Origin of the sequence: Pontivivens insulae, assembly GCF_900302495.1 — a bacterium.
GTDB classification, from domain to species: Bacteria; Pseudomonadota; Alphaproteobacteria; order Rhodobacterales; family Rhodobacteraceae; genus Pontivivens; species Pontivivens insulae.
Genome location: NZ_OMKW01000002.1, coordinates 293,792 through 319,620, shown reverse-complemented (window position 1 = coordinate 319,620; position 25,829 = coordinate 293,792). Strand labels below are relative to the sequence as shown.

Sequence of the window (25,829 nt, the reverse complement as noted above, 5' to 3'; positions counted from 1 at the left end):
CGTGGGACATCCAGACGGCCGTGTGAAAGTGTTCGGGGGCGACAAAGCCTCTGTCAAACGCTTCCGCATAAAACCGAAAAACCCGGCGCGAGCATCGCACCGGGTTTTCTTGTCAGCGATGTGAGAGAACGCGGGTCAGTCGCGCAGCAGGTCGTTCACTGAGGTCTTGGAGCGCGTCCTTTCGTCCACACGCTTTACAATGACCGCGCAATAGAGGTGGACACCATTTTTGGACGGCATCGAACCGGACACGACGACGGAATAGGGCGGGACCTCACCATACATCACGTCACCGGTCTCGCGATCCACAATCTTGGTGGACTGGCCGATATAGACTCCCATGCCCAGCACAGACCCTTCGCGCACGATACAGCCTTCCACAACCTCGGAACGGGCACCGATGAAGCAGTTGTCCTCAATGATGGTGGGGCCGGCCTGCATGGGCTCCAGAACGCCACCGATCCCAACGCCCCCAGACAGGTGCACGTTCTTTCCGATCTGCGCGCACGACCCAACCGTGGCCCAGGTGTCGACCATCGTGCCCTCGTCGACATAGGCGCCGAGATTCACGAAGGACGGCATCAGGACAACGTTCTTGCCGATATGGGCTGAACGGCGCACGACGCAGTTGGGAACGGCACGGAAACCGGCCTCGCGCCACTGATTGTCGCCCCAGCCTTCAAATTTAGAGGGCACTTTATCCCACCATGTTGACCCGTTCGGCCCGCCCGGCTGTACCTCCATATCGTTCAGACGGAACGAGAGCAGCACAGCCTTTTTGGCCCACTGGTTGACATGCCATGCGCCGCTTTCAGTCGGCTCGGCCACGCGCAACGCGCCGCTGTCGAGGGCCAGAAGCGTTTCCTCCACAGCCTCGCGCGTCTCACCGGTGGTGGAAGAGGAGATCGTGTCGCGCGCATCCCATGCGGCTTCGATGGCGGATTCGAGTTGTGCGGTCATTGGTGGCGCTCCTCAAGCGAAGGGGTTTGCAGCCCTATACGCGAAGGTGGCCATCAGGTTCAATCAGTCGAGCACAAACTCCGATATCAGGCTGCGCTGAAAGAAGTTGAAGTTGTCATCTGCGATCAGGATCAGGCGCAGGCGCCCATCCCCGTCGCGCCACAGGTCGATCCCTTCGGCGTTGTCTGCCAATCCGAATTGTGCGGGAATAACGAGACGTTCATCGCTCAACCCATTGCCCATCGCAAAGCTTCGGACACGGGTACCAAAGCTGAATCCGGTGAAGTGACGCTCCAGAATATAGAGCCGCCCATCCGGCCCAACCTCTGCTCCGCTGACAAGATAAGGTGGCAGTCGCGGCACGTCGAAGCGGTGGACCCATTCAGTGCCTTCAAGCCGCCAGACCGGAAAGGGCCGCTCCAACGTGCCTGACCGCTCGGGAATGGCGAGCAGGCGGCCCTCTAAATCAACGGCCAGCGCCTCCAGCCCGGAATTGTTCTGAAGGGCGCGAAAAGGATCGCGGTTCAGATGGTTTGGGACCCCATCCAGCCGGTCAAAGAGCATAACGCGATGCGTGCGTTCGAATGAAACGGCAATACGTCCGTCCGGCCGGACAGCTATCCCCTCCGCATCAATGAAACGCAAATTGGTGGGCACGTCGCCCGTAGACGCGCGCAACGCACCCTGCGTGGTGAGTTCGACGTCAAAAATCTCTCCCTGCGCGTCGCGCTGCACGGTGCCCTGCACGTAGGTCCCGCGATCAGAGATCAACGTGATCTGTTGCCCATCCTCGCCAATCGCGATGGCAGAGAACCCGCCCCAACCCTCGACCGGCTCGGACCATGCAAATTGGGACAGCAACTGCGCTTCTGTCCCCGATTGCTGCGCATGGACAGAGCTGAGCGGGACCATGCAGAGCATGGCCCCGAAAAAGGCAGAAAGACGCTGTTTCACTGGCTGTACAGAACGCCGGTGCATTGCTGCGGCAGGTCGGCCATCACGTATTCCTGCCGTGGGGGCGCCGGTGGTGCGTTTGGATCAGGTGGCGGCGGGTTCAAGGCCTCATCGGATGTCCACCATGCCAACGTCTCGTCACAGCCATCACCGGGCGGTGGCGGGGCCTGGTCCTGGCAGTTCGTAGCACCTGCCGGACAGGCCAACCGGACGTGGAAATGATAGTGATGCCCCCACCAGGGTCGGATCGTGCGCAGCCAAGACCGGTCACCGGTTGCGACCTCGCACATATGCTGCTTCACGGCGGCAGTGACAAAGATCCGGGCAACCGCAGGATCAGAGGCCGCAGCGCGCATCACCTCGAAATGAGCCTCGGTCCAATTGCTGTTGATGTCGCGCTGGTCTTCGGACCGGATGGAGATTGACGAGATATTCTCACGCTCTGCCCGCGTCAGGTTCAGGCGGTCGGGCGGCAACATCCAGATGTCCGCGTCCAGACCGATCTGGTGCGAACGATGCCCGGTCAGCATCGGGCCGCCGCGCGGCTGGCTGATATCCCCCACATAAATCCCTGCCCAACCGGCCTGTTGGGCCGCAGCACCCAGGCGCTCGATAAATGAGATCAGTTCCGGCTGCCCGAAATTGCGGCCCCGGCTCAGCCGCATGGCCTGCCAGCTTGGACCGGTCTCAGGCAGTTCCACTGCACCGGCCATGCAGCCGAGTGTGTAGCTTCCAATTGGCTCGGCAGGTTGCTGTGACGGCACGGGGATCGAGCCGAAGAGCTGTCGCGCCTCCGTCTGGGCGAGCGCGGGCAACGCCACTATGCTACTCACGCTTAGGGCAATCAGGGCGGACTTAAGCACGAATGTCTCCTTTGGGTTTCACCCAGTAAAGCAGAACCAGGCCCAGCAAGAAAAGCCCGATCACCGGTGTGACGCCAAGTTGCTGGCTTTGGGTGATGTCGGTCACGATCCCGATCAGGAACAGGCCAAGAAAGGCTGTCGCCTTTCCTGCAAGGCCATAGAGACCAAAGCTCTGCGTCATGACCTCGGGATCGGTTGCCTGACGTACCATCAAGGAGCGCGACGCGGCCTGAAGCGAACCGCCCGCCGCACCGATCACGCCGCCAAGGGCGAAGAAAATGAGTGTTGCGGCATTGCTGCCCTCCGCGAACGAGATGCCCACAAAACTGGTCGCCGTGGTCAGTGTCAGCGTGAGGGAGGCTGCAGCCAGCACGATCACGTTGAACACAACGACCGGTTTTGGCCCTTTCCGGCTGTCCACCTTGCCCCCGATCCATGCGCCGACCGCGCCGGTGATGTTGGCCAAAATGCCGAATATGCCCAGCTCTATGATCCCAATGCCCAAAACACCCGCCGCGTAGATCCCGGCGAAGGAATAAAGAGCAGCCAGGGCATCACGATAGAACATCGAGGACAGCAGGAAATTCATCAGGGATGGGCGATTTGGCAGATCACGGATCATGGCCCAGAGCTGCTGAAGACCCAGACGCGCCGAGACAGCGACCGGCTTTCGCTTCGTGTCAGGGGTGAACAGAAACAGCGGGATGATGAAAACCGCATACCAGATGGCAGAGAATGGGCCCGCAGCCCGGCTGCCCTCCCCTAGCGTTGGATCCAGACCAAGGATGGGGTCGGTGCCCAACATGGTCTTTTCCGTTTCGGGATCTCCGACCATCAGGCCCAGAACAATGATCAAAGAGACCAATCCCCCCAAATAGCCCATTGCCCACGCAGAGCCGGAAATGCGCCCGATCTCGTCCTCGGACCCCAGATCAGGCAGCATCGCGTTCAGGAAGATGAAGGCCAGCTCCGTCCCGATCAGGGCAAGGGCGAATGCGAGAAGGATGATCCACGGATCCTCCATCGCCGGCACGCCCAGCCAGAGGGCCGCGACAGCGATGATGTGCAACGCGGACAGCCCGGCGATCCATGGCTTTCGCGGACCTGATACATCGGCCATTGCGCCCAGGACCGGCGCAAGCAAGGCAATAACCAGGGCGGCTGCGCCGGTCATATAGCCCCATGTCGCCTGCGCCTGAGCGCCACCGCCCAGGCCAAACTCCACAAAATAGGGTGCGAATACGAACGTGATGCACAAGGTGTGAAAGGGCTGCCCGGCCCAATCGGCCAGCATCCAGGCGCGCACGCCTCGTTTATTCACTTGGGTCATGGGCTGTCCTGTCGGGGTCCGGTGTTTTGTCCAATAGGACACCGCCCGCCCCCGTCTTGGCAAGCATCATGACCACAGCAACTGGGTCTCTGACGCAGCGTGGGGATCAGTTTGGTTTCTTATGTGGCGGTTCGGGTGGCCAGATCCGGGCATCTTCGCTCTGCCGCCAATGTTCGACCCATTCGGGAAGCGGTGGTTGTTCGACCGGCTCACCCAGCGCAGCAAAAAACTCCTCGATCGGCACGCGTTTGGCCCCGTCTCGGGCGCATGAGCGATAGAGCACGCTGGCATGACATACACCTTTTCGCCAGATCGTGTGGTGAAGGTAGATGAACCGTCCGTCATGGCCCACAGCGCGGGAGCGCATGGTGTAGCGTTGGAAGGGCAGAATGCGCCGTTGCCATCGTACAGTCGCACCGGCCATGGTGAGCGCCCATTTCTTGCGCCAGATCACGCCGATCAACCCGCCTCGCAGGGCGAGCGGAAAACGTCCCAAATCGGTGAAGGTCAAAACCCGCCCGTTGTTCATTTCTCCGAACATGTCGATGTCCCAAGGCATGCAATAGTGGTGCGAGATATGCGCCTCCCCCATGCCGAGCTTCGACTGGTTGCGCGCCAGAAACATCTGCCAGATCAACCGACCAAACGGATACATGCGCCTCTCCTGATTTCTGTCCCATTGCGCGTAACATCGCGCTGCCAGTGTTACGATGATGACCGCAGGTCAGGTCACCGCACCTTGCGGGCCTTGCACGGGTCGGGCCGGAAGACTACCTCTGGGGCGCAAGACTGATCCGCACCAAAGGGCCTGATATGACTTCGATCCTGATGATACTTCTGCTGGCGATCGACATCGCGTTCTGGATCGTGCTTGCGCACATCATCATGTCCTGGCTGATCAACTTCAACGTACTCAATCTGCAGCAACCGCTGGTCTACCAGATCTGGTCGGGTTTGAACCGGCTGTTGGAGCCGATCTACAGCCGGATCCGGTCTTTCCTGCCCTCTGCAGGCGGGCTCGACTTCGCGCCTCTGGTGCTGATTTTCGGCCTTTATGCGCTTGAAATCATCTTCACGAATATGCTGCGCGGTCAGTTCTAACAGGCCAGCCAGACCTCTCCATTCGCCGTTGATATGCACGCACGCAGATCATCGCGAGCAGGATCGGTCGTGACCAAATCTGCGACGCCCAAATCCTGAAGAGCAGACCCGATCCGGGCTGTTCCAACGCACAGTTCGCGCAGTCTGAGACCATCGTCACGCAGCGCCTTTTCCGGCGTTGTCACACCCTTTCCCCATTCAATATGGACGGGGATCATCCCATCGCCCGGCATGGTGCCGTCCGCCCGCACGGTCAGCTGCCAATGCAGGTCGTCACGGGTCACGCGCAGTGGCCGTCCCAGATCATGATCCGCAGCTGCAACAGCGGCACGAACATCCGCCACCCGCACCTGCCAGGTTACGAACTGGACGCCACGCAAAAGGCGCGCTTGTACCTCTGGTGTGTCCAATCCGAACCATCGTGGATGGGTCGAGCGGGCACCCGGCTTGATCGCGATCACCTCCATGTAGCACGTGCCAAGCGACCAGAGCGCGTTATGCGTGCCCATCAGCGCGTGTTCTCCCCGGGCCGCAGGGTCCACGCCAAGCCGTTCTGTCATCCAGGCCACGCCTTCGTCCAAATCCCGGGCCGCGAATACGAGGTGATCGATCTGCATGAATGCTCCGTCATGGTTCTGTCGCACGGCATGCGCTATGCCCGTACGGAAAGATGCGCATCCGGGAGGCTGACATGATTGCGACGCAAGTTCCAGCAGCTGCGGTTGGGGCGTGACCTCCCTTCGCGCCCTCTTGCCGGTCTATCTGAAGATCGGATTGCTGTCCTTTGGTGGCCCCGCCGGACAGATCGCGCTGATGCAGCAGGAAATCGTCGCGCAAAGACAGCTTATGGAGGATGCGACGTTCCAGCGTGGCTTGAACGTCGCGATGCTGCTGCCGGGACCGGAGGCGCAACAATTGGCAACCTGGCTTGGCTGGCGTTTGCATGGGCTGGCCGGGGGGCTTGCAGCCGGACTGGCCTTTATCCTGCCCGGCACAGCACTGATGATCGCCCTTGCGGCATTGGCAGCCACGCGCGGGGATGAGGGGATTGTCGCCGCGATATTCTATGGGATCCAGCCTGCCGTTCTGGTGATTGTGGGCCGCGCTGTCATCGCGCTGGGTCAAAGGGCGCTCAATGGTGTGCGCCCGTTGCTGATCGCCCTGCTTGCATTCATCGCGCTCACCGTTTTGGGACTTCCTTTCCCGTTGGTGGTAGCAGGTGCTGCGCTGGCGGGCTTCATGCTGCCCAGCGTGCCTGCACCAGATTTGCCACCTCAGCCGATGCGCTGGGGTGGGACACTGAAGATCATTGCTGGGTTCACGGTGCTGGTCTTAGCCGTCTTTTTGGTAGTGCGATGGCTCTTCGGCCCCGAGCCATTTGACGAGGTTGCGGAATTGTTCCTTTCGGCTGCGTTCGTCAGCTTTGGCGGGGCCTATGCCCTGCTCCCCTATGTCGCCGACCGGGCTGTGGAGACCTATGGATGGCTGAGCCCGGAGCAGATGCTGAACGGTCTGGCCATAGCTGAGGCGACGCCCGGTCCGCTGATCCTCGTCAATGTATATGCAGGGTATTTTGCAGGTGCGGGCGGCGGCGCATCGGTCGCGACGGCGCTGCTGGCCTGTTTTTACACCTTCGCGCCCAGTTTCATGCTGATCCTCGCCGCCGCACCCCATGTGGAGGCGATGCAACGCCAGCGCTGGATCAGGCAAGCCTTGGCCGGCGTCAGCGCGGCGGTCGTGGGCGTGGTCTTGAATCTCGCGCTCTATCTGGGTGTTGCTGCCCTGTTGCCCGGTGGAGAGATCGCGTGGCTCAAGGTGGGGCTGCTTGGCCTGTTCGCGATCTGGAGCTGGTGGCGCGCGCCCGGTGTCCTTCCGCTGATTGTGACAGGGATGGGGACCGGAATCGGACTATGGGGACTAGGACTGATCTAGTCTGGCCTGCGCATCTCAGCGGAGCTAGGCTTTACAGATGAACGATGATGCACTCGCCGCCCGCCTGCTCGACGTAATCGAGCATGACATCCTGCCGCTGACCCAAAAGGGTGTCGCCGCAGGCAATAAAGTCTTTGGCGCTGCAATCCTGCGAAAATCCGATCTCAGCCTCGTACTCGCCGAAACGAATAACGAGACGGAGAACCCGCTTTGGCATGGTGAGGTCCATTGCCTCAAACGCTTCCACGAACTGGTGGAGCGACCGCCAACTTCCGAACTGATCTTCTTCAGCACGCATGAACCCTGCACCATGTGCATGAGCGCAATCACATGGGCTGGCTTCGACAATTTCTATTATTTCTTCAGCCATGAAGACAGCCGTGACGCCTTCGCCATCCCCCATGACCTACGCATCCTGAAGGAAGTTTTCGGCCTCGAACCCGGCGGCTATCGACGAAAGAACGCATTCTGGAGTTCTGCCAGTGTTGATGACCTGATCAATAAAGCGACGAAGGACGTGCGGTCCGCCCTCGAAATGCGAAAGGCCGCCATCGCGGCGGCCTATGGCAGTGTTTCGGCGACATATCAGGCGAGCAAATCAGGCAACGACATACCGTTGGCCTGATGCGGATCAGTGCGTCAGCGCACGATCACCCCAGATGCGCTCCACCTGATTGTCCCGCCCGCAACGGGACCGGTAGAAGCGATAGCGCAGCGGGTTTTTCTGGTAGTAATTCTGGTGGTATTCCTCGGCGGGATAGAAGGTTCCGCCGTCCACCAACTCCGTCACGATGTCGCCGTCGATGGTCGGCTCCAGCCGATCGCGAACCTCTGCGGCGATCTCCAACTGTTCGCTGGTCTGCGCATAGACTGCGGTGGAGTAGCTGAACCCCCGGTCACAGAATTGGCCATCAGGGTCGGTGACATCAACGGAGCGATAGAACTTATCGACCAGCTCAGTAAAGCCGATGATGTCGGCATCGTAGGTCACTTCGACAACCTCGCGATGCCCGGTTCCTCCGGCCACAACCTGCCGATAGGTCGGGTTCTCAACCGTGCCGCCCGCATAGCCGGAAATTGTCGACACGACGCCCTCAACGGCATCAAAATCCGATTCCACGCACCAAAAACAGCCGCCTGCAAAAACCGCACGCTGCAAGTCCTCGGCCTGCGCGGCATGGGCCGATCCGAGGGTGAGGGCCGCAAGGGCAAGGGTCTTCAGGCGCATTTGGGTTCTCCGTATGTGATTTGCTTGTCTCCAATCTAACGGGATTGGCCGAGGGCAAAAGATGGCCTGACTGCATTGTGAGGCGCCGTGTGCACGGCGTGCAAACGCGTTGTTAACAGCTTTTCCGGTAGGCCTGCGACAGACAGACTGAGGATGCCACCCGTGCCCGACCACCCGAAATCCCTGATATGGATTGCCGCGCTAAGTTGCGTGGCGGTCATTTGCATCATCTCCCTTCTGATCGGGCCGTGGCAGGTGGCACCTGTCGCAGGTTTGTGCCTCGCACTGATTTGGCCGCTGCGCCCGGTTCAAGAACAATCGCACCACCTGGATCAAACCGTGCAGAGGGCCGAGGATGAAATTGGTGAAGTTCGCCGCCAGATCGCGGAACTTTCTTCTGAATTCAAGATGATAGAGCATTGGATCACGGGCGGTATGCGTGGCACACCGCCAGATATCTTACGCCCCGTGGCCGCGGAGCTGGACCGTCTGCAATCGGCCCCGGAGCTGGCTCAAAGAGCGCTGCTGAAAGAACTGGGCATCGCGCCGGATGAGCGCCCGCCAATAGACCAGATCCTTTCGCATATAGACACCATGCAGCCGACACTTCAGCCATCCCCCCTGCCCGATGATCTGAGACTCTATGTCGATTCGCTGCGCGAACAGGTGGAGGCGGTGAGTGGCAGCGCCCTCAATCAGGCGGCGGCCGTCGAACAGATCTCAACCGCGACCAAGGCATTTTCTGAATCCGTCGAAGACAATCGGAAACGGCTTGAGGCGACTGCAAAAAGTTCGGACGCAATGGCCAAACGTGCCCGTGACGGCCAGAACGTAACGAAGGAAGCGATCGACGCCGTTGCGGAAATTGCGCGCAGCACGGCCCAGATGACCGACATCCTGAAGGTGATCGACTCGATCGCTTTTCAAACCAACCTGCTCGCTTTGAATGCGGCCGTCGAGGCGGCGCGCGCCGGGGAAGCTGGCCGCGGGTTCGCTGTTGTGGCAGCAGAGGTGCGCTCCCTCGCCAGGAAATCCGGCGACGCCGCCCGCGACATCGGTGCTCTGATCGCGGCAAGCCACGATAACACGACGCGCGGGGTGGACATGGTAAAGGAAGCTGGAACGCTGCTATCCGACGTGACCGTTCAGATCGCGAAAGTTGCCGAACAGATCACCGCCGTCGCGCAAAGCGGGGAATCGCAAAGCGCATCCGTTTGCGAGATCGAGCAATCCATCCTTGCGATGAAGGCCAGCGTCACCAAAACAGCAAAACTTGCCGAGGATTCTGCGGAAGCCGTTACTCGCCTCGACACAGCTATGAACACGCCCGCCGCGACATCGCGCGGCATCTTGTCGAAAAGGGTCGATCTGGACGCCAAACACAAAGGCCCCCACGAAACCGTGGAGGCCAAAGCTTTAATGGGCGAATCTGGATCAGCCGCGGCGATCGCGCGCGGCCAATAGCTTCAGGCGCAATGCGTTGATCTTGATGAAGCCTGCGGCATCTTTCTGATCATATGCGCCTGCATCATCCTCAAAGGTCACGTGTTGCTCGGAATAGAGGCTGTCCTCAGACCAACGCCCGACCGTTTGCGCCAACCCTTTATAGAGCTTCAGCCGAACGGTGCCGTTCACACGTGTCTGGGAATGGTCAATTGCAGCCTGAAGCATTTCACGCTCCGGGCTGAACCAATATCCGTTATAGATCAGCTCCGCATAGCGCGGCATCAACTCATCTTTCAGATGCGCCGCACCACGGTCGAGCGTGATACTCTCAATCCCACGATGTGCTTCCAAAAGCAGGGTGCCGCCGGGTGTCTCGTAAATGCCGCGCGACTTCATGCCGACATAGCGCCCTTCGACCAGATCGAGACGCCCAACGCCGTGTTTTCCGCCAAGCTCATTGAGCTTGGTCAGGATCGCAGCGGGCGACATCGCCTCACCATTGATGGCAACCGGATCGCCCTTCGCGAAGGTGATTTCCACAAATTCTGGCGTATCAGGTGCGTCTTCCGGATGCACCGTGCGCTGATAGACATAGTCCGGTGCCGCCTCTGCCGGATCTTCGAGCACCTTACCCTCAGACGAGGTGTGGAGAAGGTTCGCATCGACCGAGAACGGGGCCTCACCGCGCTTATCCTTCGCGATTGGGATCTGATGTTCTTCCGCGAATTGAAGCAGCTTCGTGCGGCTCGACAAATCCCACTCGCGCCACGGTGCAATCACCTGGATTTCAGGGTTCAGCGCATAGGCGCTCAGCTCAAAGCGAACCTGATCGTTGCCCTTGCCAGTGGCCCCATGGGCAACCGCATCGGCACCGGTCTCCTGAGCAATCTCAACCAGGCGCTTCGAGATCAGGGGCCGCGCGATGGAGGTGCCAAGCAGATAAAGCCCCTCATAGACCGCATTCGCGCGGAACATCGGGAAAACGAAATCCCTGACGAATTCTTCGCGCACATCCTCGATGAAGATGTTTTCGGGCTTGATGCCCAAAAGCTCTGCCTTTTTGCGGGCCGGCTCCAGCTCTTCGCCCTGCCCCAGATCGGCGGTAAAGGTCACGACCTCACAACCATATTCCGTCTGAAGCCATTTCAGGATGATCGAGGTATCCAGACCGCCGGAATAGGCCAGGACGACTTTTTTGGGCGCGCTCATCAATGCTCTCCGATGCTCAGGTTGCGCATCGGGTATCGGATCGTACCGGTCAGTTCAAGCGATCCTGCGACCGGGCCGAACGCCTGCAGCGTTCAGAACAGAATTTCACATTGTCCCAATCGCGCTCCCACTTCTTTCGCCATGTGAATGGAAGACCGCACTGTGCACAGATCTTGCGAGGCAATTCAGATTTTCGACGCATTTTCGGCATGTTATTCTCAACTTATAGCTGCAATTCGAACCTTGAGCGTTAACTCGGATCCCTCTGTCAGCAGGCGCGCATAGAATTTGAGACTTTGCACCCGAACACCTCAAAAAGGGGCGCACACAAAGATGCGTGCGCCCCAACGATTTGAAAAATATAATGTAAAACAGATCTTTGACAAAATGCATTGGTATCAATCAATGCGTTCAGCCTCGGCAATATTGGTTAACGAGAGATTGATAGCCGTCCGAAACGTTTACGAACGATTAGTAAAGGTTGACGACAGGTTTTGAATTTCAGCTTCCAGTTGATCCAGTTCACCTTTAGTACCGACCGAAATGCGCACACAGCGGTTTTGCGGTGCTACGAATGGCATGCGGATGAAAATTCCACGGGCGACGAGCGAATCGAGCACGGCTTTCGCCCGCTCAACCTCTGCCCCGCAATCCACCGTGACAAAATTCGTGGCCGAAGGCAGCGCCGTGAAACCGGCCTGAGAGACAATCGCGGCGATACGTTCCCGCCCCCGCTCAACCCGCGCGACGACCTCACCAAGCCACGCCTGATCTTCGAGTGCCGCCAGCGCACCGACCTGCGCGGCACGGTTCATCCCGAAGTGGTTCCTGACCTTGTTAAAGGCCGTCGCAAACCCTTCCTGGGCGAGCGCATAGCCCACGCGGGCCCCCGCCATGCCATAGGCCTTTGAGAAGGTGCGCATCCGGATCACACGCGGATGGCTGACATTCAGCGCAGGCAGCGTCCCCACGGGGGCGAACTCCCCATAAGCTTCGTCCAGGCATAAAACACAGCCGTCCGGCAGGGCATCAATCATGGCCTGCACCCGATCTGCGCTGTGCCAGCTGCCCATCGGATTGTCGGGATTGGCAAAGTAGATCAGCTTTGCATCAACCTCCCGCGCTTTTGCGATCAGGGCATCGGGATCCTCCGCGTCATCGCGGTAGGGTACCGCATGGATCACGCCACCAAAGCCTGCCACATGGTAGTTGAAGGTCGGATAGGCCCCCGCGCTGGTCACGACAGCATCGCCCGGAGCGACCAGAAGCCGCACAAGATAGCCAAGAAGGCCGTCAATCCCTTCACCGACAACGATGTTCTCGGCCGAAATGCCATGATGGGCGGCGAGGGCGTGGCGCAGGTCATAGCTTTCGGGATCGGCGTATTTCCAGATCTCTGTCGCTGCTTTTTCCATCGCGGCGATGGCACGGGGTGACGGGCCAAAGCCGTTTTCGTTGGCCCCCAGTCGCGCCACGAACTCTGCCCCCCGCGCCCGCTCCTGCGTTTCGGGGCCGACAAACGGCACGGTTGCGGGAAGCGAGGCGGCAAGATCGGTAAAGCGCGGGCCAGTGGTCATGGGGTCTCTCCGAAGGACTGTTTGTCCTTCGGCTACCCTGCCACCGGCCTGCGTTCAAGCGGTCCGCGTCAGCCGAGCGATTTGACGCGCTCTTGCGCTGCACGCAGCTTGTCGGCCTCTTCGCCCGCAGCGGCGAGGCGGGTGCGTTGCTCCTCAATCACCTCTGCCGGAGCTTTGGCAAGGAACTTCTCGTTGCCAAGTTTGGAGGTGAGGCCCTTAACCTCCTTCTCCAGTTTGGCGAGCGCTTTTTCGAGGCGTTTGCCCTCAGCGGCTACGTCCACGTGGCCCGCGAGCGGCAGGCAGATCGTGGCCCCTTCGATGGAGAGGGTGACAGCGCCCTGCGGCACCGCATCGGCATAGTCCACCGTTTCGACGCGGGCGAGGCGTTCGACCAGCGCACGGTTGTCCTCGAAGCGTTGGCGGGTGGTGGCGTCCGCGTTCACGAGCACGAGGCCGGTCTTGGCGCCGCCCGCCACGTTCATCTCCGCCCGGACGGAGCGGATTTCCTCGATCAGTTTGCGGATCCAGCCGATTTCGGCGTCGGCCTCTGCGTCGATCAGCTCCGCGCCGTAGGTCGGCCAATCGGTGGTGACGAGCATTTCGGAGCGGTCGGTAATGCCCTTCCACAGCTCTTCAGTAATGAACGGCATGATCGGGTGCAGCAGGATCAGGCATTGGTCGAGCGCCCAGGCCATGGTCGCCTGCGTCTCCGCCTTCAGCGCTTCGTCATCGCCTTGCAACAGGGGCTTTGCGAACTCGACATACCAGTCGCAGACCGTGCCCCAGACATGGGCGTAGAGGCCGTTCGCCGCATCGTTGAAGCGGTAGGCGGCGAGCGCTTCGTCGGTCGCAAGCTTGGCGCGGGCGGTCTCTGCGATGATCCAGCGGTTCACCTTGGCCTTCGCGTCCGGCAGGCCCACGGGCTTGCACTCGTTCATCTCGGCGAAGCGGGTGGCGTTCCACAGCTTCGTGCCGAAATTGCGGTAGCCCTCGATCCGCGGGACGGAAAGTTTCAAGTCCCGCCCCATGGCGGCCATGGAGGTCAGCGTGAAGCGCACCGCGTCCGCACCGAACTGGTCGATCAGTTCGAGCGGGTCGAGCACGTTGCCCTTCGACTTCGACATCTTCTGCCCCTTCTCGTCACGGACGAGCGCGTGGACATAGACGGTGTGGAAGGGCGCGCGGCCTGCCGGGTCCATCTGCTTTTGCATCATCATCATCCGGGCGACCCAGAAGAAGATGATGTCGAAGCCCGTCACGAGGACGGAGGTGGGGTAGTATTTTGCGAGTTCCTCGGTCTCGTCCGGCCAGCCGAGCGTGCCCATCGGCCAGAGGCCAGAGGAGAACCAGGTGTCTAGGACGTCGCCATCTCGATGGATGGTCACGCTATCGACCCTTCCACCGCCACTCTCGGTGGCTGCGCTAATACCATACCAAGAACTCTGCCGACCAAGTGGCTCACCATCGTCAGCCGTCACACGAACGTCGGACCCATAGTGCTTCTGGGCAAGAGCGATAGCTTCAGCTTCCGAAGCAGCACAGAAGTGCTCGAACTCGCTTACATCGTAGTCCGACGATATGACCCCATCCTTTGGAAGCCTCGGCCCATACCAAACCGGAATGCGGTGGCCCCACCAGAGCTGGCGGGAGATGCACCAGGGCTCGATGTTTTCCATCCAGTTGAAATAGACCTTGGCGTCGCGCTCGGGCAGGATTTGGGTCTCGCCGGAGCGGACGGCCTCGATGGCCGGTTTGGCGAGTTCATCAGCCTTCACGAACCACTGATCGGTCAGCATCGGTTCGATCACGACGCCGGAGCGGTCGCCGAAGGGCTGCATGATCGGTTTGTTTTCGACGAGGGGGATGAGAGCGGGCTCTTCCCGGACTTGATCCGGGATCTCGCCATCCTCCAGAGGCCCCGGCGCGGGGGCCGGGGAGGTCACCATCACCGCCAACCCCTCATCGGTGATCGCGGCGACGATCTTCTTGCGCGCGTCGAACCGGTCCAGCCCGCGATATTCGTCGGGCACGAGGTTGATCTGATCGATCTCCGCCTCGCTGAAGGTCTCGCCATCGAGGATCGCCTGCGCCTTGGCCGCACTGTCGGCATAGCTCAGGCCATCGGCGCGCATCGCGGCCTTCAGATCCATCAGGCGGTAGAGCGGGATGTTGTTGCGCTTGGCGACGCCGTAATCGTTGAAGTCGTGGGCACCGGTGATCTTCACCGCACCGGAGCCGAAATTCATGTCCGGGTATTCGTCGGTGATGATCCGGATCAGGCGGCGCGTTTCCTTCGGGCCGACCGGGATTTCGCAGAGCTTGCCAACGATGGGCGCATAGCGGGCGTCATCGGGATGGACCGCGACCGCACCATCGCCCAGCATCGTTTCGGGCCGGGTCGTGGCGATGGAGATGTAGTCGCGCGTCTCGCGCAGGGTGACGTTTCCGTCCTCATCCTTCTCGACATATTCATAGGTCGCACCACCTGCGAGCGGGTATTTGAAGTGCCACATGTGGCCGGGCACTTCGCGGTTCTCGACTTCGAGGTCAGAGATCGCCGTCTCGAAATGCGGGTCCCAATTGGTGAGGCGCTTGCCGCGATAGATCAGGCCATCCTCGTAGAGCTTCACGAAGGTCTTGATGACCGCGTCGTGGAAATTCCCCTCCTCCCCTTCCGGCGCACCCGGCGCGCCGGACATGGTGAAGGCATTGCGCTCCCAATCGCAGGAGGCGCCAAGGCGCTTGAGCTGTTCGATGATGGTGCCGCCGGACTCGGCTTTCCACTCCCAAACCTTCTCAAGAAACTTCTCGCGGCCCAGTTCGCGGCGGCCCGGCTCCCCAGCCTCGGCCAGACGGCGCTCAACAACCATCTGCGTGGCAATGCCCGCATGGTCCTGCCCCGGCTGCCAGAGTGTATCGAAGCCGCGCATCCGGTGCCAACGCACCAGAATATCCTGCAACGTGTTGTTGAAGGCGTGCCCCATATGGAGCGAGCCCGTCACATTGGGTGGCGGGATCATGATGGCGAAGCTCTCGGCCCCATCCTTGGCATTGGCCCCGGCCCGAAACGCCCCTACAGCCTCCCACGCGCGGGCAATCGCAGCTTCGGAGGTGGCAGCGTCGAAGTTCTTTTCCATGGCCATGGCTTTATTCCCTATCCGGTAACGAAAAGGGGTTTAGCGGGCCTTTGGGCGAAGGGAAAGGCTCAGTTCAGGCCGCGATCCTTGAAGGCGCGCTTGATGTCCTTGCGCAGCTGGTCGCGGATCTGCTTGGCATAGGCACGGCCCAACTCTCCATCCAGCTCTTCAACCAGAACATCGCGCACGATTTCCCGCAGGTCGTCCGTGGTCGCGGTCGTCAGCCCCGGTGCGGCAGGGATTGCGGGCTCATTTGCCAGCTCTTCCTGAATAAGCGCACGGATCAGACTAATATCAGCCGGTGGGGATGTCGCCTCAACAAGAGGTTCCGGCTGGGGATCGGGAAGCGTGTAATCCACCGCTTCCGGCTCCTCACCCAAACCATCACTGTTTCCGCCCCAAACATCATAGCCCTGGATCGCGGGATCAACCGGTTCCGCACCCGACCAAACGTCATAGCGCGCAGCGTCGGAAGGGTCCGGCATCGGCAACGGGTCATCCGCGAGTGAAACTTCGGCCAAGTCAGGCTCAGGCTCAGGCTCAGGCTCAGGCTCAGGCTCAGGCTCAGGCTCAGGCTCAGGCATCTCATCTACCCCTGCAAGCAAGGATGTATCGGCCAAGACGTCTTCCCCGGTCTCGCCCGCCTCTTCAGCGGACGCAAAGAGCTGGGTCACTGTCGGTTCCGCAGGCGGTGTCTCAACCTGGCTGAAGGGCGCCTCGGGCACCTCCTCCATCTCAGGGGACGCGTCATCGCGCACCCGCAGCGCCTCCCCAAGTTCGAGCGGTTCTTCCGTTGGCACCCGCATGGACGCACCAAGTTCCAGCGGGGCATCCGTCTCAACACGCAGGTCAGAGGTCAGGTCCAGCGGCTCCTCATCAACGGGCGCCGGCTCGGGATCGACCTGCAAGGGGGCGGGCGCCGGGTCATCCTCAGCGACCCGCATCGAACCGTCGAGTTCGAGCGGCGCTTCCTCGTCTGCCGGAGTGGCGGCAAGCCCCGCCTCCTCCGCCTTTACGCGTGCACGAATGGCGGCCAGAACATCTTCGACGCTGCGTGGATCGTCATTCGGCATCGGTTTTCCCTAGTAGCGGCCGAGAATGCGATTGAGCACTTCCTGCCTGTCGCGGGCGAAAGGCCCATCTTCAACCGCATCGAAATATGCGGCTGGATCATATTGATCCACGGGAAGTCCCAAATGATCAACCGTCAGCAGCCCCATCGCCGAAAGCAATGAATAGGCTGCGACCGCCTCGTCACGCTGCGCGGCGACCAGGCTCGATTGCGCATTCAGCAGTTCCTGTTCCGTGTCCAGGACGTCGAGCGTCGTTCTGGCGCCCAATCGTGCTTCTTCCACAATGCCTTCAAAGGCGACGCGCGCGGCCGTAATCTGCTGACGGCTGGACGTAATCGAGGCCCGCGCGACCCGCAAGTTTGCCCAGGCCAGACCAACCGACTGACGAATCTGCCGCCCGGCATCCTGCAAAGAGGCTTGCGCCTGCTCCTGCTGTGCGACGGCCTGACGGACCGCGCTGCTCAGCGCGCCACCGCGATAGAGCGGCAGGCTGACACTCGCCCCAACCTGCGTCTGACGGGTGGACACCTGGCCCTGCCCCTGACGCGAATCAAACGTGTTGCCCAAGGTCGCCCCGCCGTTCAGGGCAACTGACGGGCGGAACGCAGCCCGTGCACGATCCACAGCATATTCCGCGGCGCGCACCTGTGCCTGACGTGTCGCCAGCAGCGGATGGGTGCTCATCGCCATCGCCTCTGCCGCGGCCTGACTCTCCGGCAATTCCGGCAAAGGCGGTGGAGGTGCAAGATCAGACGGCGCCACGCCGACGGCAGCCAGATAAGCCTCACGCGAGCGATCCAGTGCACCCTGGTTCGCTACGAGGCTGGATCGCGCTGCTGCAAGACGGGCGCGGGCTTGCGCCACGTCGGTCCGTGTCACCTCACCCACTTCGAAGCGATCTTCAGCCGCGTCGAGCTGTCGATTGATCACGCGGACGTTGTTCGCACCCAGCGACACAAAGCGAAGGTCCCGCCGCACGTCGAGATAGGCGGTCACCGCATCGAGCAATACCGTCTGCTCGGATGCGAGCAGCTGAGCCCGCTGCGCATTTACGTTTGCCAGCGCTGCGTTCACCGACGCATCCGTCGCCCCACCGTCAAAAATTGTCCAGCTGCCCGAAATGCCCAACGATTCCTGATCACCAATATCCCGCGATCCGGCAAAAAAACGGTCGTTCGAGGTGGTCAGCGTGGCGGAAGCCGACGCGCTGAGGTTTGGGCGCAACCCCGACCGCGCCTGCGGCACGCCCTCATCAATTGCCCGCAATGCCGCGCGCGCCACGTCGAGCGCCGGGCTGTTGTTATAGGCCATAACCAGCGTATCGGTCAGCGTTTCAGCGGATGCCGCCCCCCCGAGCCCGATCGTCAAAGCAATCGCGGAGAGTGTCGTTTTCAGGTGGCCTTTCAGGGCGCGCATGGGAAGCCTCGATGCAAAGTTTACGTGATCCGCGTTCTCATATAGGAGAGAACCCCATCAATAATCAGAACACAAACGCTTTTTCTTTTGCGAAACCCGGTAAAATCGGTGCCGTTGCATCAAAAATACGCCGCCAGCTGATGCCCGCCGCCCCTTTCGTGCCGATTTTCACGGTCCCGAGGGCGCCGTCCATAAAGATCGCGACGATGCGTCCATCGGCGCGCAACTGACCTCCGATGGTGTCGGGCATCTCTTCGACTGCGCCTTGCACGATGATGCAGTCATATGGCCCGTGGGCCGGCGCACCGTCCGTCATCGTGGCGGTCTCGATCACGGCGTTGTCGACCCCTTGCGCCGCGAGCGTCGCGGAGGCTTCATTGGCCAGCGCCTCATCCTGTTCCAGCCCGATCGCGACTTGTGCAATATCGGCAAGCACGGCCGTCGAGTAGCCAAGGCCTGCCCCGATATCGAGCACCAGATCCGTGGACTGGATCGCCAGCGCGTCAATCATCTTGGCCAAAACCCGTGGGTCAAGGCAGACGCGACCGCGCGCAATCTCCACATGCTCGCCCATATAGGCGACGTCGCGGGCGGATGACGGCAAATATTCCTCACGCGGAATGCTGAGCATCGCTTTGATGATGGGAAAGCGCGTCACGTCCGACGGCCTGATCTGACAATCCACCATCGCAGTGCGGGCAGCGGCGAAATCGGTCATGGTCTACTCCTGGCGCAAGAGGGTGCGCGGGGCACCCTTGTCTTTCGCTGGTATTGCCACAGGGGATTGGGACAGGCAACAGATTGCGAATACGTCTGGACGCCCCCGCCGAGTTTAGGTATCGACACCTCACCACCACCGGCGGCGAGTTGGCGGAGTGGTGACGCAGCGGATTGCAAATCCGTGTACACCGGTTCGATTCCGGTACTCGCCTCCAACCTTCCCAACCAATTCAATCCGAGAAAATGGCATTGTCAGCGCTTCACACGGCGACCTATGAGCGCTGTGACGCTGACGGCTGCGAAGAGGATTGCAGCGACGGATACGATCGTCGGGCCTGTTTGAGTGTCGAGCTCGAATGACAGCGAGAATCCTCCGATGGCGGCGGCGACGCCAAACAGGGCGGCGATAACCATCATGCTTTCCGGTGTTCTGGCAAGTGGGCGCGCTGTTGCTGCGGGGATGATCAACATGGCGCCGATCAAAAGCGCGCCGATGACCTTGATCGCCACGGCGACCGTCACGGCCAGAGCCAGCGTCAGGATCATTTGCTCGCGTCTGGGGTCGACTCCACTCGCATGGGCCAAATCGGGGTTCAGCGTCGACAGTAGCAGCGCATTCCATCGCCACAGCAACAGGAGTGAAACGAGCACTGCTCCGCCCCAGATCCAGCCCAGTTCTCCTTTCGAGACGGCGAGGACATCGCCAAAGAGATATGTGGTCAGATCAAACCGATTGTCCGTCAGTAGCGAGGCTGCGACGAGACCAAGTGCCAGGGCGGAATGTGCAGCAACACCGAGCACTGTATCCACCGCCTGTCCACGCCCCGTCAGGCTTGAGACCGAGAGAGCCATCGCGAGGGAAACGGCAAGCACCCCCGCAAAGATCGACAGGTCAAAGGCAAGGGCGATCGCCACGCCAAGAATGGCAGCATGGGCCGTCGCGTCCGAAAAGTAGGCCATGCGGCGCCAGACCACAAAGCATCCCAACGGCGCCGCGGCCAACGCCACCCCGACAGAGGCCAGCACCGTCCGTACGAGAAAGTCGTCAAGAAAGCTCATTCGGCCGCCTCATGTGCGTGGTCATGTTCGCACTCGTCATCGTGGGCATGGTCATGCTGGTGGCGATAAAGGGCGAGCGCGCCCTGCGTTCCGGTGCCGAAAAGCGCGCGGTAAGCTGGTGCAGAGGCGACATGCTCTGGCGCGCCCTCGCAACACACATGACCGTTGAGGCAGATCACACGGTCAGATGCGGCCATCACAACATGCAGCTCATGGCTGACCATCAACACGCCGCAGCCAAGCTCGGAGCGCACCGTCTCGATCTGTTGATAGAACGCTGCAGAGCCCGGTTGATCGAGCCCTTGCGTCGCCTCATCAAGAATCAACAGCTCAGGCTCATCAAGCAGCGCACGCGCCAAAAGAACCCGTTGCAGCTGCCCGCCCGACAAGTCGGCCATCTGTCGCCTGGCGACCGCTTCGACACCTGCTTGTGCAAGGGCCTGTTCCGCACGGACTGTGGACACCCGTTTGGGAAGGTTCAGAAACCGCATGACAGTCAACGGCAATGTCGGATCGATATGCAGTTTTTGCGGAACATAACCGATGCGCAGCCCCGGCCGCCGAATGATCTGGCCGCGTGTCGACTGAACTGCGCCGATAACAGCACGCACCAAAGTGGACTTACCCGAGCCATTTGGCCCGACCAGCGTCACGATCTCTCCGGGATCGAGGGTCAGGTTGATGTCGTGCAAAATACGGGAATGTCCCAGCGTCACTGACAGATCGCGAACGGAGATCAGGCTCATTCAGTTGTCCCTTCCGTGCAATTCGGACACACGCCCTCTGCCTCTAACACAGCTCGTTCAATCGTGAACCCCGCCTTTCGCGCCACCTCGTCAAGCTCTCCTTGTGCCGGGGTCGTCGTCGCCTCAGCAACAGAGTCGCATTTCCGGCAGATCAGGAAGGCAGGATCGTGGTCGATGCCCGGATGGCTGCAGGCGACAAAGGCGTTCATCTTCTCGATCTTATGCGCCAGCCCATGCGCCACCAGAAACTCGAGCGCACGATAGGCGACGGGGGGTTGGGCGCGTTGGCCCTCTGTCCTCAAGACGTCCAGGATGTCATAGGCGCCCATTGCACGGTGCCCATCCAGCAGGATCTCAAGGACACGACGCCGAATAGGTGTAAAGTTCACACCCTTGCTGGCGCAATGCGCCTCGGCCCGCGCAACGCAATCTGCCCGGCAGTGATGGTGGTCGTGGCTCTCAAATCCGATCATCAGAACTCAACCTCTGTGTCTGAATGTGGGTTGATATGATATTATATAACATCTATCAAGCCGTCCGAACCTAACCCCAAGTATACTTGCCCGATGTTCCGCTATTTGCCCGTCATGACGCTGACTGCCCTGCCCGCTGCTGCCGATGTTCCGAACGTGGTTACGGACATTCTGCCCGTCCACAGCCTCGTATCGCAGGTCATGGAGGGGGTCGGTGCGCCCGCCGTTCTGGTTGATGGGGAAGCCTCTCCACATTCGTTCTCACTGCGTCCGTCGCAGGCGGTGGCGCTGCAGGAAGCCGACTTGGTCCTTTGGATCGGTGAAGGTCTGACACCTTGGCTTGCGGATCCCTTGGAAGCACTGGCGGGCAATGCGCATCATGTCGCGTTACTCGATCTTGCGGGCACCCGTGTGCTTGAAGCGCGGGATCTTGAGGACTTCGCGGAGGCGGGTCACGACGAGACCGAGGAACACGGTCATGACGAGCATGCTCATGATGAGCACGGGCATGATGGGCACGGGCACGACGATCATGAAGAGCATGCCCATGAAGACGATGCGCACGACAATCACGGCCACGATGACCACGACGCGCATGGTCACGACGATCATGATGATCATGACGATGACCATGCAGGTCATGAGGGTCACGACCACGGGCCAAATGATCCGCATGCGTGGCTTGCGCCCGACAATGCGGTTTATTGGCTTGGTGCGATCGCTGCAGAATTGTCAGAGCTCGACCCGGATAATGCCGCGCTCTACCAAGCGAACGCTACTGCTGCGATAACTGAGATTGAGGCCGCAACAGCTTCCATTCGCTCACAAGTGGCCACTGTCAGTGAGCAGGATTATCTCGTGTTCCACGACGCGTACCAGTACTTCGAAGACACGTTTGGCATCAGCGCCCGTGCGGTTCTAGCGATTGGTGATGCGACCCCGCCGGGCCCTGCCCAGATCAACGAAATCCAGAACGTCGTACGCGCCGAAAACATCGTCTGCGCCTTTGCGGAGCCTCAGTTCAGCTCGCGGATGGTTGATACAGTGATTGAAGGCACAGAGGTGCGTACGGCGGTGCTCGATCCAATCGGGTCTGCTCAGGCTGAGGGTGGTGCGCTCTATCTCGGAATGTTGAATGACCTTGCCAACGCTCTGGTCGAGTGCCTCAGCGAAGACGGCTAAATCGCGCCTTCTTCCTTCGCCAACAGCGCGGCCTGTGTGCGGTTGCCACAGTCGAGCTTTGCGAGAATGTTCTTAACGTGAAGCTTGACGGTAACCTCGCGCAGGTCCATCTCCCGCGCGATCTCCTTGTTTGACAAGCCCTGCGCCAGATGCCCCAGCGTTTCCATCTCGCGGGGCGATAGCCCCCTGTAGGATGCGGTTCCGCCCTGCTCTGCCACACGATAGTCATCTGGCAAGAACGTTTCACCGTCTAACATCTGCCGGATCGCGCCAAGCAAGGCGACGGCCCCTGCTGACTTCGGGAAAAAGCCCTGTGCGCCGATCTTGATCGCATCCGAGGCGACTTTCGGAGAGGCCGCACCGGACATTATTGCAAATTTCGTGTCCCGATGCGCACGACAGGCATCACGCAAGCCGTTTAGGCCGTCCATGCCCGGCATATTATAGTCGAGAAGCACCAAATCGATTGAGCCATCCCTGCGCAAATGATCGCTCGCAGCCCCCATGGAGGCAACCGACAGAACCTCGAACCCATCTGTGTTCGCGAGATAGGCAGCCAGTGTATCGCGGACCAGGTCATGGTCGTCGGCGATCAGAATGGTTGGCATGAAGCTCCCCCACGAAGCACGATGCAGATTGGTTAATAGCTTGTCAGTATGCAGGGAAAGCCGATCTGCTCCACCCCTAATTGAGTTGCAATGGAACTGTTACAGCAGGTGGACGTGAGCGTGGACCCCTTAGCCATTGCAGGGAGATGTCCTAAAGTTTCGCTTTCCCCCCTTCCCGGATCAGGCAATGGTGGCAAAGCACCACGCTTCAGGACCGATCCATGACCGACTTTCTATTGCTTGCCTTCATCTTCCTCGTGGCCGGGGTGATCGCAGTTCCCATCGCCACGCGGCTGGGGCTGGGGTCAGTTCTGGGGTATCTGATTGCCGGGATCGTCATCAGCCCTGCCCTGTCATTGTTGGGCGTCGACGTGATCTCGATCCAGCATTTTGCCGAATTTGGCGTGGTAATGATGCTGTTTCTCGTCGGGCTGGAGCTAGAGCCGAAGGTGCTTTGGCAAATGCGCGCGCGGCTGATGGGGTTAGGGGGCGGACAGATCGGCCTGACAACGCTCGCCGTCATGGGTGTGGCAATGATATTTGGCCAACCGTGGACTGTCGCGTTGGCCATTGGACTGGTGCTGGCCATGTCCTCGACTGCCATCGTTTTGCAGACACTCAATGAAAAGGGTCTGATGAAAAGCGATGGGGGGCAGTCGAGCTTTTCGGTGCTTCTGTCACAGGATATCGCCGTCATTCCGATGCTTGCCCTGCTGCCCCTGCTTGCGATGCCGGAACTGGCCGATCTAGCCGGCCATGGCGCGGACGCGGGACATGGCGCCGGAGGTCACGGCGAGGCCGCCCATGGTGATGCCGAGCATCATGATGACGGGCATGGTGGAGGCGACCACGGAAGTGGGATGAGCCTCGTCGCAGGTCTGGCAACCTGGCAGGTGGCGCTTGTGAACGTCTTTGCAATCGCCGCCGTCGTGCTGGGCGGGATCTATCTGACGCGGCCCATGTTCCGCTTCATCGCAGGGGCGCAGCTGCGCGAACTCTTCACTGCTGCGGCCCTTCTGATGGTCATCGGCATCGCACTTTTGATGACACTGGTCGGGCTGTCGCCGGCACTGGGCACGTTCCTGGCCGGGGTCGTCCTGGCCAACAGCGAATATCGCCACGAACTGGAATCGGACATTGATCCGTTCAAGGGGCTGCTGCTTGGATTGTTCTTCATGACAGTTGGCGCAGGCATCAACTTTGCGCTCCTGTTCGAGAACCTCGCGTTGATTGTCGGTCTAACATTGGGGCTGATCGCGCTGAAGGCAGGCGTCCTTTTTGCGCTCTCGATCGTGTTCGGGCCGCGTGGCAGTGATCGCTGGTTGATGGCGTTGGGACTGGCACAGGCTGGTGAATTTGGCTTCGTGCTTTTGTCATTCGCCACCGCCAATGCGGTGTTGCCGACGGAGATCGCAGATCGGCTGTTGCTCGTGGTGGCTCTGTCCATGCTGCTCACACCCGCACTCTTCATCCTCTATGACCGGGTCATTGCGCCCCGGTTCGATCAGGGCGAAGAGCGTGAAGCCGATGAAATGCCCGAAGACAGCAAGATCATCATTGCCGGGATGGGCCGGATCGGCGGCATCGTTGATCGCATGCTGTCTGCCGCGGGATATTCCACAACGGTGATCGATTATTCGTCACGCCAACTCGACAATATGCGGGTCTTTGGGGTGCAGGCCTATTTCGGAGATGCAACCCGTCCGGACCTTCTGCATGCGGCTGGCATCGACAACGCCAAACTGCTGGTGATCGCAATTGATGGGCAGGAGCAGATCACAGAGCTGGTGCGCTATGTCAAAGCAAACCACCCGCATGTTCATGTGATGGCACGTGCCGTGAACCGGCATCACGTCTACGAGCTTTGGGCTGCTGGCTGCCGGGACATTATTCGCGAGACCTACGACAGCTCTGTCCGCATGGGGCGCTCTGCGTTCGAGGCATTGGGCATCGACCCGCATCACGCACAACAGATGGCCGATGCCTTTACCGAGCATGATCGCGAGGTGATGATTTCGGTGGCCGACGTCTATGACCCCGACATTCCGGCCACAGAAAACACAGCCTATGTCGAGCGGGTTCGCGAGGTGCGTGGACCGATCCAGGACCGGTTGAATGCGCGGATGTCGGCGATCCGAGGATTGACCGAGGACAGTTAGAGTTAAGAGGCGAAATACCACGCCGCCCAAAGAACGGCGAGGCCACCAATTGCCGCGCTCACCTTCCAGAGCGGTTTGGACAGTGCTTCAGTCAACCTGTCGCCGAGCAGGCGCGCCAGCAGGGCGAGACCGAAATAGCGCAAGCCGCGTGAGCTCGCGATTGCGGCAATGAATATGAAGAAATTGACCCCAAAGGCCCCGGCTCCGAGTGTTGCGATCTGAAATGGCACGGGCGTGACCGAGACAAGAAACAGCGCCACGAAGGCCCCCCGCTCGCTCAACCGTGCTTCCATACCTGCAAGTGCCTCGGCCAGCCCTAGCCACGTGAGCAGCGGCGCAATGAATGGCTCGTAGAGCAGAGCACCCAGTGCGTAGAACAGGGTTGCTCCGACGAGGCATCCCAGCCAGATGACGACCGCAATAGACCATGCCCGCTTTGGGTTTGCGACCATCAAAGGCGCCACCAAGATTTCCAGCGGGATGGGAACAATCGTGCTTTCGAGGAACGAGGCCAGCGCCAGCTTGCGCCGACCGGTCCCTTCATCGGTGAGATGGCGGGTCCAGTGCAGGGCTTTGGTGGCAATTTCTGACATGAAGCTACAACACGAAAACAGCGGCGAAGTTCCCTTCGCCGCTGTCCTGTCCCTCCATCGTCG

General features: G+C 60.4%; 25 protein-coding genes and 1 tRNA gene. 7 read left to right on the top strand and 19 right to left on the bottom strand.

Annotated elements, in window-relative coordinates; all coding sequences use genetic code 11:
* Nucleotides 1-135 precede the first annotated feature (135 nt).
* From dapD to POI8812_RS06895, 5 genes are all read right to left on the bottom strand, one after another.
* Nucleotides 136-960 carry a 2,3,4,5-tetrahydropyridine-2,6-dicarboxylate N-succinyltransferase gene (gene dapD, locus POI8812_RS06915; RefSeq protein ID WP_108781826.1) on the bottom strand — a complete coding sequence of 275 codons (825 nt, stop codon included), beginning with the start codon at nt 958-960 and terminating at the stop codon, nt 136-138.
* Between the two features lie 63 nt (nt 961-1,023).
* Nucleotides 1,024-1,914 carry an esterase-like activity of phytase family protein gene (locus POI8812_RS06910; RefSeq protein WP_162844944.1) on the bottom strand — a complete coding sequence of 297 codons (891 nt, stop codon included), beginning with the start codon at nt 1,912-1,914 and terminating at the stop codon, nt 1,024-1,026.
* On the bottom strand, nt 1,911-2,777 hold the full coding sequence (mepA, locus tag POI8812_RS06905) for a penicillin-insensitive murein endopeptidase (RefSeq protein ID WP_108781824.1): 867 nt from the start codon (nt 2,775-2,777) through the stop codon (nt 1,911-1,913). The genes POI8812_RS06910 and mepA overlap by 4 nt, the downstream gene beginning before the upstream one ends.
* A complete protein-coding gene (locus tag POI8812_RS06900; RefSeq protein WP_108781823.1) occupies nt 2,770-4,107 on the bottom strand; it encodes an MFS transporter in 1,338 nt (445 codons plus the stop codon). The genes mepA and POI8812_RS06900 overlap by 8 nt, the downstream gene beginning before the upstream one ends.
* Nucleotides 4,108-4,213: 106 nt before the next feature.
* Entirely contained in the window at nt 4,214-4,762 is a 549-nt protein-coding gene (locus POI8812_RS06895) for an acyl-CoA thioesterase (protein ID WP_108781822.1), read from the bottom strand.
* A gap of 158 nt (nt 4,763-4,920) precedes the next feature.
* On the opposite strand from POI8812_RS06895, the gene POI8812_RS06890 reads away from it, so the two are divergent.
* Nucleotides 4,921-5,208, top strand: coding sequence for a YggT family protein (locus tag POI8812_RS06890; protein WP_108781821.1), 288 nt, complete (start codon nt 4,921-4,923; stop codon nt 5,206-5,208).
* Here the strand turns inward: POI8812_RS06890 and POI8812_RS06885 are convergent.
* A complete protein-coding gene (locus POI8812_RS06885) occupies nt 5,205-5,825 on the bottom strand; it encodes a VOC family protein (protein WP_108781820.1) in 621 nt (206 codons plus the stop codon). The two genes, POI8812_RS06890 and POI8812_RS06885, sit on opposite strands and share 4 nt — an antisense overlap.
* Before the next feature lie 112 nt (nt 5,826-5,937).
* On the opposite strand from POI8812_RS06885, the gene chrA reads away from it, so the two are divergent.
* Nucleotides 5,938-7,140, top strand: a complete 1,203-nt coding sequence (chrA, locus tag POI8812_RS06880; RefSeq protein WP_108781819.1) for a chromate efflux transporter — start codon at nt 5,938-5,940, stop codon at nt 7,138-7,140.
* 37 nt (nt 7,141-7,177) lie between these two features.
* Complete coding sequence (locus POI8812_RS06875) at nt 7,178-7,765, top strand: deaminase (protein WP_108781818.1); 588 nt, start codon at nt 7,178-7,180, stop codon at nt 7,763-7,765.
* A 6-nt stretch (nt 7,766-7,771) separates the two neighbouring features.
* Here POI8812_RS06875 and msrA read toward each other — a convergent pair whose 3' ends face one another.
* Nucleotides 7,772-8,368, bottom strand: a complete 597-nt coding sequence (gene msrA, locus POI8812_RS06870) for a peptide-methionine (S)-S-oxide reductase MsrA (protein ID WP_108781817.1) — start codon at nt 8,366-8,368, stop codon at nt 7,772-7,774.
* A 153-nt stretch (nt 8,369-8,521) separates the two neighbouring features.
* Between msrA and POI8812_RS17865 the strand changes: the two genes are divergently transcribed.
* On the top strand, nt 8,522-9,832 hold the full coding sequence (locus POI8812_RS17865) for a methyl-accepting chemotaxis protein (protein ID WP_108781816.1): 1,311 nt from the start codon (nt 8,522-8,524) through the stop codon (nt 9,830-9,832).
* Here POI8812_RS17865 and POI8812_RS06860 read toward each other — a convergent pair.
* The 7 genes from POI8812_RS06860 to POI8812_RS06825 all read right to left on the bottom strand — a co-directional run bounded on the left by POI8812_RS06860 (nt 9,803) and on the right by POI8812_RS06825 (nt 18,944).
* Nucleotides 9,803-11,023, bottom strand: coding sequence for an argininosuccinate synthase (locus POI8812_RS06860; protein WP_108781815.1), 1,221 nt, complete (start codon nt 11,021-11,023; stop codon nt 9,803-9,805). The two genes, POI8812_RS17865 and POI8812_RS06860, sit on opposite strands and share 30 nt — an antisense overlap.
* A gap of 49 nt (nt 11,024-11,072) precedes the next feature.
* Entirely contained in the window at nt 11,073-11,225 is a 153-nt protein-coding gene (locus tag POI8812_RS06855) for a DUF2256 domain-containing protein (RefSeq protein ID WP_370739584.1), read from the bottom strand.
* 259 nt (nt 11,226-11,484) lie between these two features.
* A complete protein-coding gene (locus POI8812_RS06850; protein WP_108781813.1) occupies nt 11,485-12,600 on the bottom strand; it encodes a pyridoxal phosphate-dependent aminotransferase in 1,116 nt (371 codons plus the stop codon).
* A 68-nt stretch (nt 12,601-12,668) separates the two neighbouring features.
* The gene (locus POI8812_RS06845; protein ID WP_108781812.1) at nt 12,669-15,743 is read right to left on the bottom strand and encodes a valine--tRNA ligase; all 3,075 of its coding nucleotides are present in this window, start codon (nt 15,741-15,743) and stop codon (nt 12,669-12,671) included.
* Between the two features lie 62 nt (nt 15,744-15,805).
* Nucleotides 15,806-16,810, bottom strand: a complete 1,005-nt coding sequence (locus POI8812_RS17650; protein WP_162844943.1) for a hypothetical protein — start codon at nt 16,808-16,810, stop codon at nt 15,806-15,808.
* A 9-nt stretch (nt 16,811-16,819) separates the two neighbouring features.
* Nucleotides 16,820-18,226, bottom strand: coding sequence for a TolC family outer membrane protein (locus POI8812_RS06830; protein WP_108781809.1), 1,407 nt, complete (start codon nt 18,224-18,226; stop codon nt 16,820-16,822).
* 64 nt (nt 18,227-18,290) lie between these two features.
* Entirely contained in the window at nt 18,291-18,944 is a 654-nt protein-coding gene (locus POI8812_RS06825) for a protein-L-isoaspartate O-methyltransferase family protein (RefSeq protein ID WP_108781808.1), read from the bottom strand.
* Between the two features lie 143 nt (nt 18,945-19,087).
* Between POI8812_RS06825 and POI8812_RS06820 the strand changes: the two genes are divergently transcribed.
* Nucleotides 19,088-19,161, top strand: a tRNA-Cys gene (locus POI8812_RS06820).
* A 37-nt stretch (nt 19,162-19,198) separates the two neighbouring features.
* Here POI8812_RS06820 and POI8812_RS06815 read toward each other — a convergent pair.
* From POI8812_RS06815 to POI8812_RS06805, 3 genes are read right to left on the bottom strand one after another with little or no spacing between them, the layout of a single operon-like run.
* Nucleotides 19,199-20,005: a metal ABC transporter permease gene (locus POI8812_RS06815; protein ID WP_108781807.1), complete on the bottom strand. Its 807-nt coding sequence runs from the start codon at nt 20,003-20,005 to the stop codon at nt 19,199-19,201.
* Entirely contained in the window at nt 20,002-20,751 is a 750-nt protein-coding gene (locus POI8812_RS06810) for an ATP-binding cassette domain-containing protein (protein ID WP_108781806.1), read from the bottom strand. Before POI8812_RS06810 ends, POI8812_RS06815 begins: the two co-directional genes overlap by 4 nt.
* Nucleotides 20,748-21,224: a transcriptional repressor gene (locus tag POI8812_RS06805; RefSeq protein WP_108781805.1), complete on the bottom strand. Its 477-nt coding sequence runs from the start codon at nt 21,222-21,224 to the stop codon at nt 20,748-20,750. Before POI8812_RS06805 ends, POI8812_RS06810 begins: the two co-directional genes overlap by 4 nt.
* Before the next feature lie 93 nt (nt 21,225-21,317).
* On the opposite strand from POI8812_RS06805, the gene POI8812_RS06800 reads away from it, so the two are divergent.
* Nucleotides 21,318-22,406: a zinc ABC transporter substrate-binding protein gene (locus POI8812_RS06800; RefSeq protein WP_108781804.1), complete on the top strand. Its 1,089-nt coding sequence runs from the start codon at nt 21,318-21,320 to the stop codon at nt 22,404-22,406.
* Here POI8812_RS06800 and POI8812_RS06795 read toward each other — a convergent pair.
* Complete coding sequence (locus tag POI8812_RS06795; protein WP_108781803.1) at nt 22,403-23,014, bottom strand: response regulator transcription factor; 612 nt, start codon at nt 23,012-23,014, stop codon at nt 22,403-22,405. The genes POI8812_RS06800 and POI8812_RS06795 overlap by 4 nt on opposite strands.
* Nucleotides 23,015-23,235: 221 nt before the next feature.
* Between POI8812_RS06795 and POI8812_RS06790 the strand changes: the two genes are divergently transcribed.
* On the top strand, nt 23,236-25,173 hold the full coding sequence (locus tag POI8812_RS06790; protein WP_108781802.1) for a cation:proton antiporter domain-containing protein: 1,938 nt from the start codon (nt 23,236-23,238) through the stop codon (nt 25,171-25,173).
* A gap of 2 nt (nt 25,174-25,175) precedes the next feature.
* Here POI8812_RS06790 and POI8812_RS06785 read toward each other — a convergent pair whose 3' ends face one another.
* Nucleotides 25,176-25,766, bottom strand: coding sequence for a YqaA family protein (locus POI8812_RS06785; RefSeq protein ID WP_108781801.1), 591 nt, complete (start codon nt 25,764-25,766; stop codon nt 25,176-25,178).
* Nucleotides 25,767-25,829: the final 63 nt, after the last annotated feature.

What these genes read in the sequence shown, in the direction of transcription:
- dapD (WP_108781826.1), bottom strand. Translation starts at nt 960, where the DNA reads ATGACCGCACAACTCGAATCCGCCATCGAAGCCGCATGGGATGCGCGC.
- POI8812_RS06900 (WP_108781823.1), bottom strand. Translation starts at nt 4,107, where the DNA reads ATGACCCAAGTGAATAAACGAGGCGTGCGCGCCTGGATGCTGGCCGAT.
- POI8812_RS06895 (WP_108781822.1), bottom strand. Translation starts at nt 4,762, where the DNA reads ATGTATCCGTTTGGTCGGTTGATCTGGCAGATGTTTCTGGCGCGCAAC.
- POI8812_RS06890 (WP_108781821.1), top strand. Translation starts at nt 4,921, where the DNA reads ATGACTTCGATCCTGATGATACTTCTGCTGGCGATCGACATCGCGTTC.
- POI8812_RS06885 (WP_108781820.1), bottom strand. Translation starts at nt 5,825, where the DNA reads ATGCAGATCGATCACCTCGTATTCGCGGCCCGGGATTTGGACGAAGGC.
- POI8812_RS06875 (WP_108781818.1), top strand. Translation starts at nt 7,178, where the DNA reads ATGAACGATGATGCACTCGCCGCCCGCCTGCTCGACGTAATCGAGCAT.
- msrA (WP_108781817.1), bottom strand. Translation starts at nt 8,368, where the DNA reads ATGCGCCTGAAGACCCTTGCCCTTGCGGCCCTCACCCTCGGATCGGCC.
- POI8812_RS17865 (WP_108781816.1), top strand. Translation starts at nt 8,522, where the DNA reads ATGCCACCCGTGCCCGACCACCCGAAATCCCTGATATGGATTGCCGCG.
- POI8812_RS06860 (WP_108781815.1), bottom strand. Translation starts at nt 11,023, where the DNA reads ATGAGCGCGCCCAAAAAAGTCGTCCTGGCCTATTCCGGCGGTCTGGAT.
- POI8812_RS06855 (WP_370739584.1), bottom strand. Translation starts at nt 11,225, where the DNA reads ATGCGTCGAAAATCTGAATTGCCTCGCAAGATCTGTGCACAGTGCGGT.
- POI8812_RS06850 (WP_108781813.1), bottom strand. Translation starts at nt 12,600, where the DNA reads ATGACCACTGGCCCGCGCTTTACCGATCTTGCCGCCTCGCTTCCCGCA.
- POI8812_RS06845 (WP_108781812.1), bottom strand. Translation starts at nt 15,743, where the DNA reads ATGGCCATGGAAAAGAACTTCGACGCTGCCACCTCCGAAGCTGCGATT.
- POI8812_RS17650 (WP_162844943.1), bottom strand. Translation starts at nt 16,810, where the DNA reads ATGCCGAATGACGATCCACGCAGCGTCGAAGATGTTCTGGCCGCCATT.
- POI8812_RS06830 (WP_108781809.1), bottom strand. Translation starts at nt 18,226, where the DNA reads ATGCGCGCCCTGAAAGGCCACCTGAAAACGACACTCTCCGCGATTGCT.
- POI8812_RS06825 (WP_108781808.1), bottom strand. Translation starts at nt 18,944, where the DNA reads ATGACCGATTTCGCCGCTGCCCGCACTGCGATGGTGGATTGTCAGATC.
- POI8812_RS06815 (WP_108781807.1), bottom strand. Translation starts at nt 20,005, where the DNA reads ATGAGCTTTCTTGACGACTTTCTCGTACGGACGGTGCTGGCCTCTGTC.
- POI8812_RS06810 (WP_108781806.1), bottom strand. Translation starts at nt 20,751, where the DNA reads ATGAGCCTGATCTCCGTTCGCGATCTGTCAGTGACGCTGGGACATTCC.
- POI8812_RS06805 (WP_108781805.1), bottom strand. Translation starts at nt 21,224, where the DNA reads ATGATCGGATTTGAGAGCCACGACCACCATCACTGCCGGGCAGATTGC.
- POI8812_RS06800 (WP_108781804.1), top strand. Translation starts at nt 21,318, where the DNA reads ATGTTCCGCTATTTGCCCGTCATGACGCTGACTGCCCTGCCCGCTGCT.
- POI8812_RS06795 (WP_108781803.1), bottom strand. Translation starts at nt 23,014, where the DNA reads ATGCCAACCATTCTGATCGCCGACGACCATGACCTGGTCCGCGATACA.
- POI8812_RS06790 (WP_108781802.1), top strand. Translation starts at nt 23,236, where the DNA reads ATGACCGACTTTCTATTGCTTGCCTTCATCTTCCTCGTGGCCGGGGTG.
- POI8812_RS06785 (WP_108781801.1), bottom strand. Translation starts at nt 25,766, where the DNA reads ATGTCAGAAATTGCCACCAAAGCCCTGCACTGGACCCGCCATCTCACC.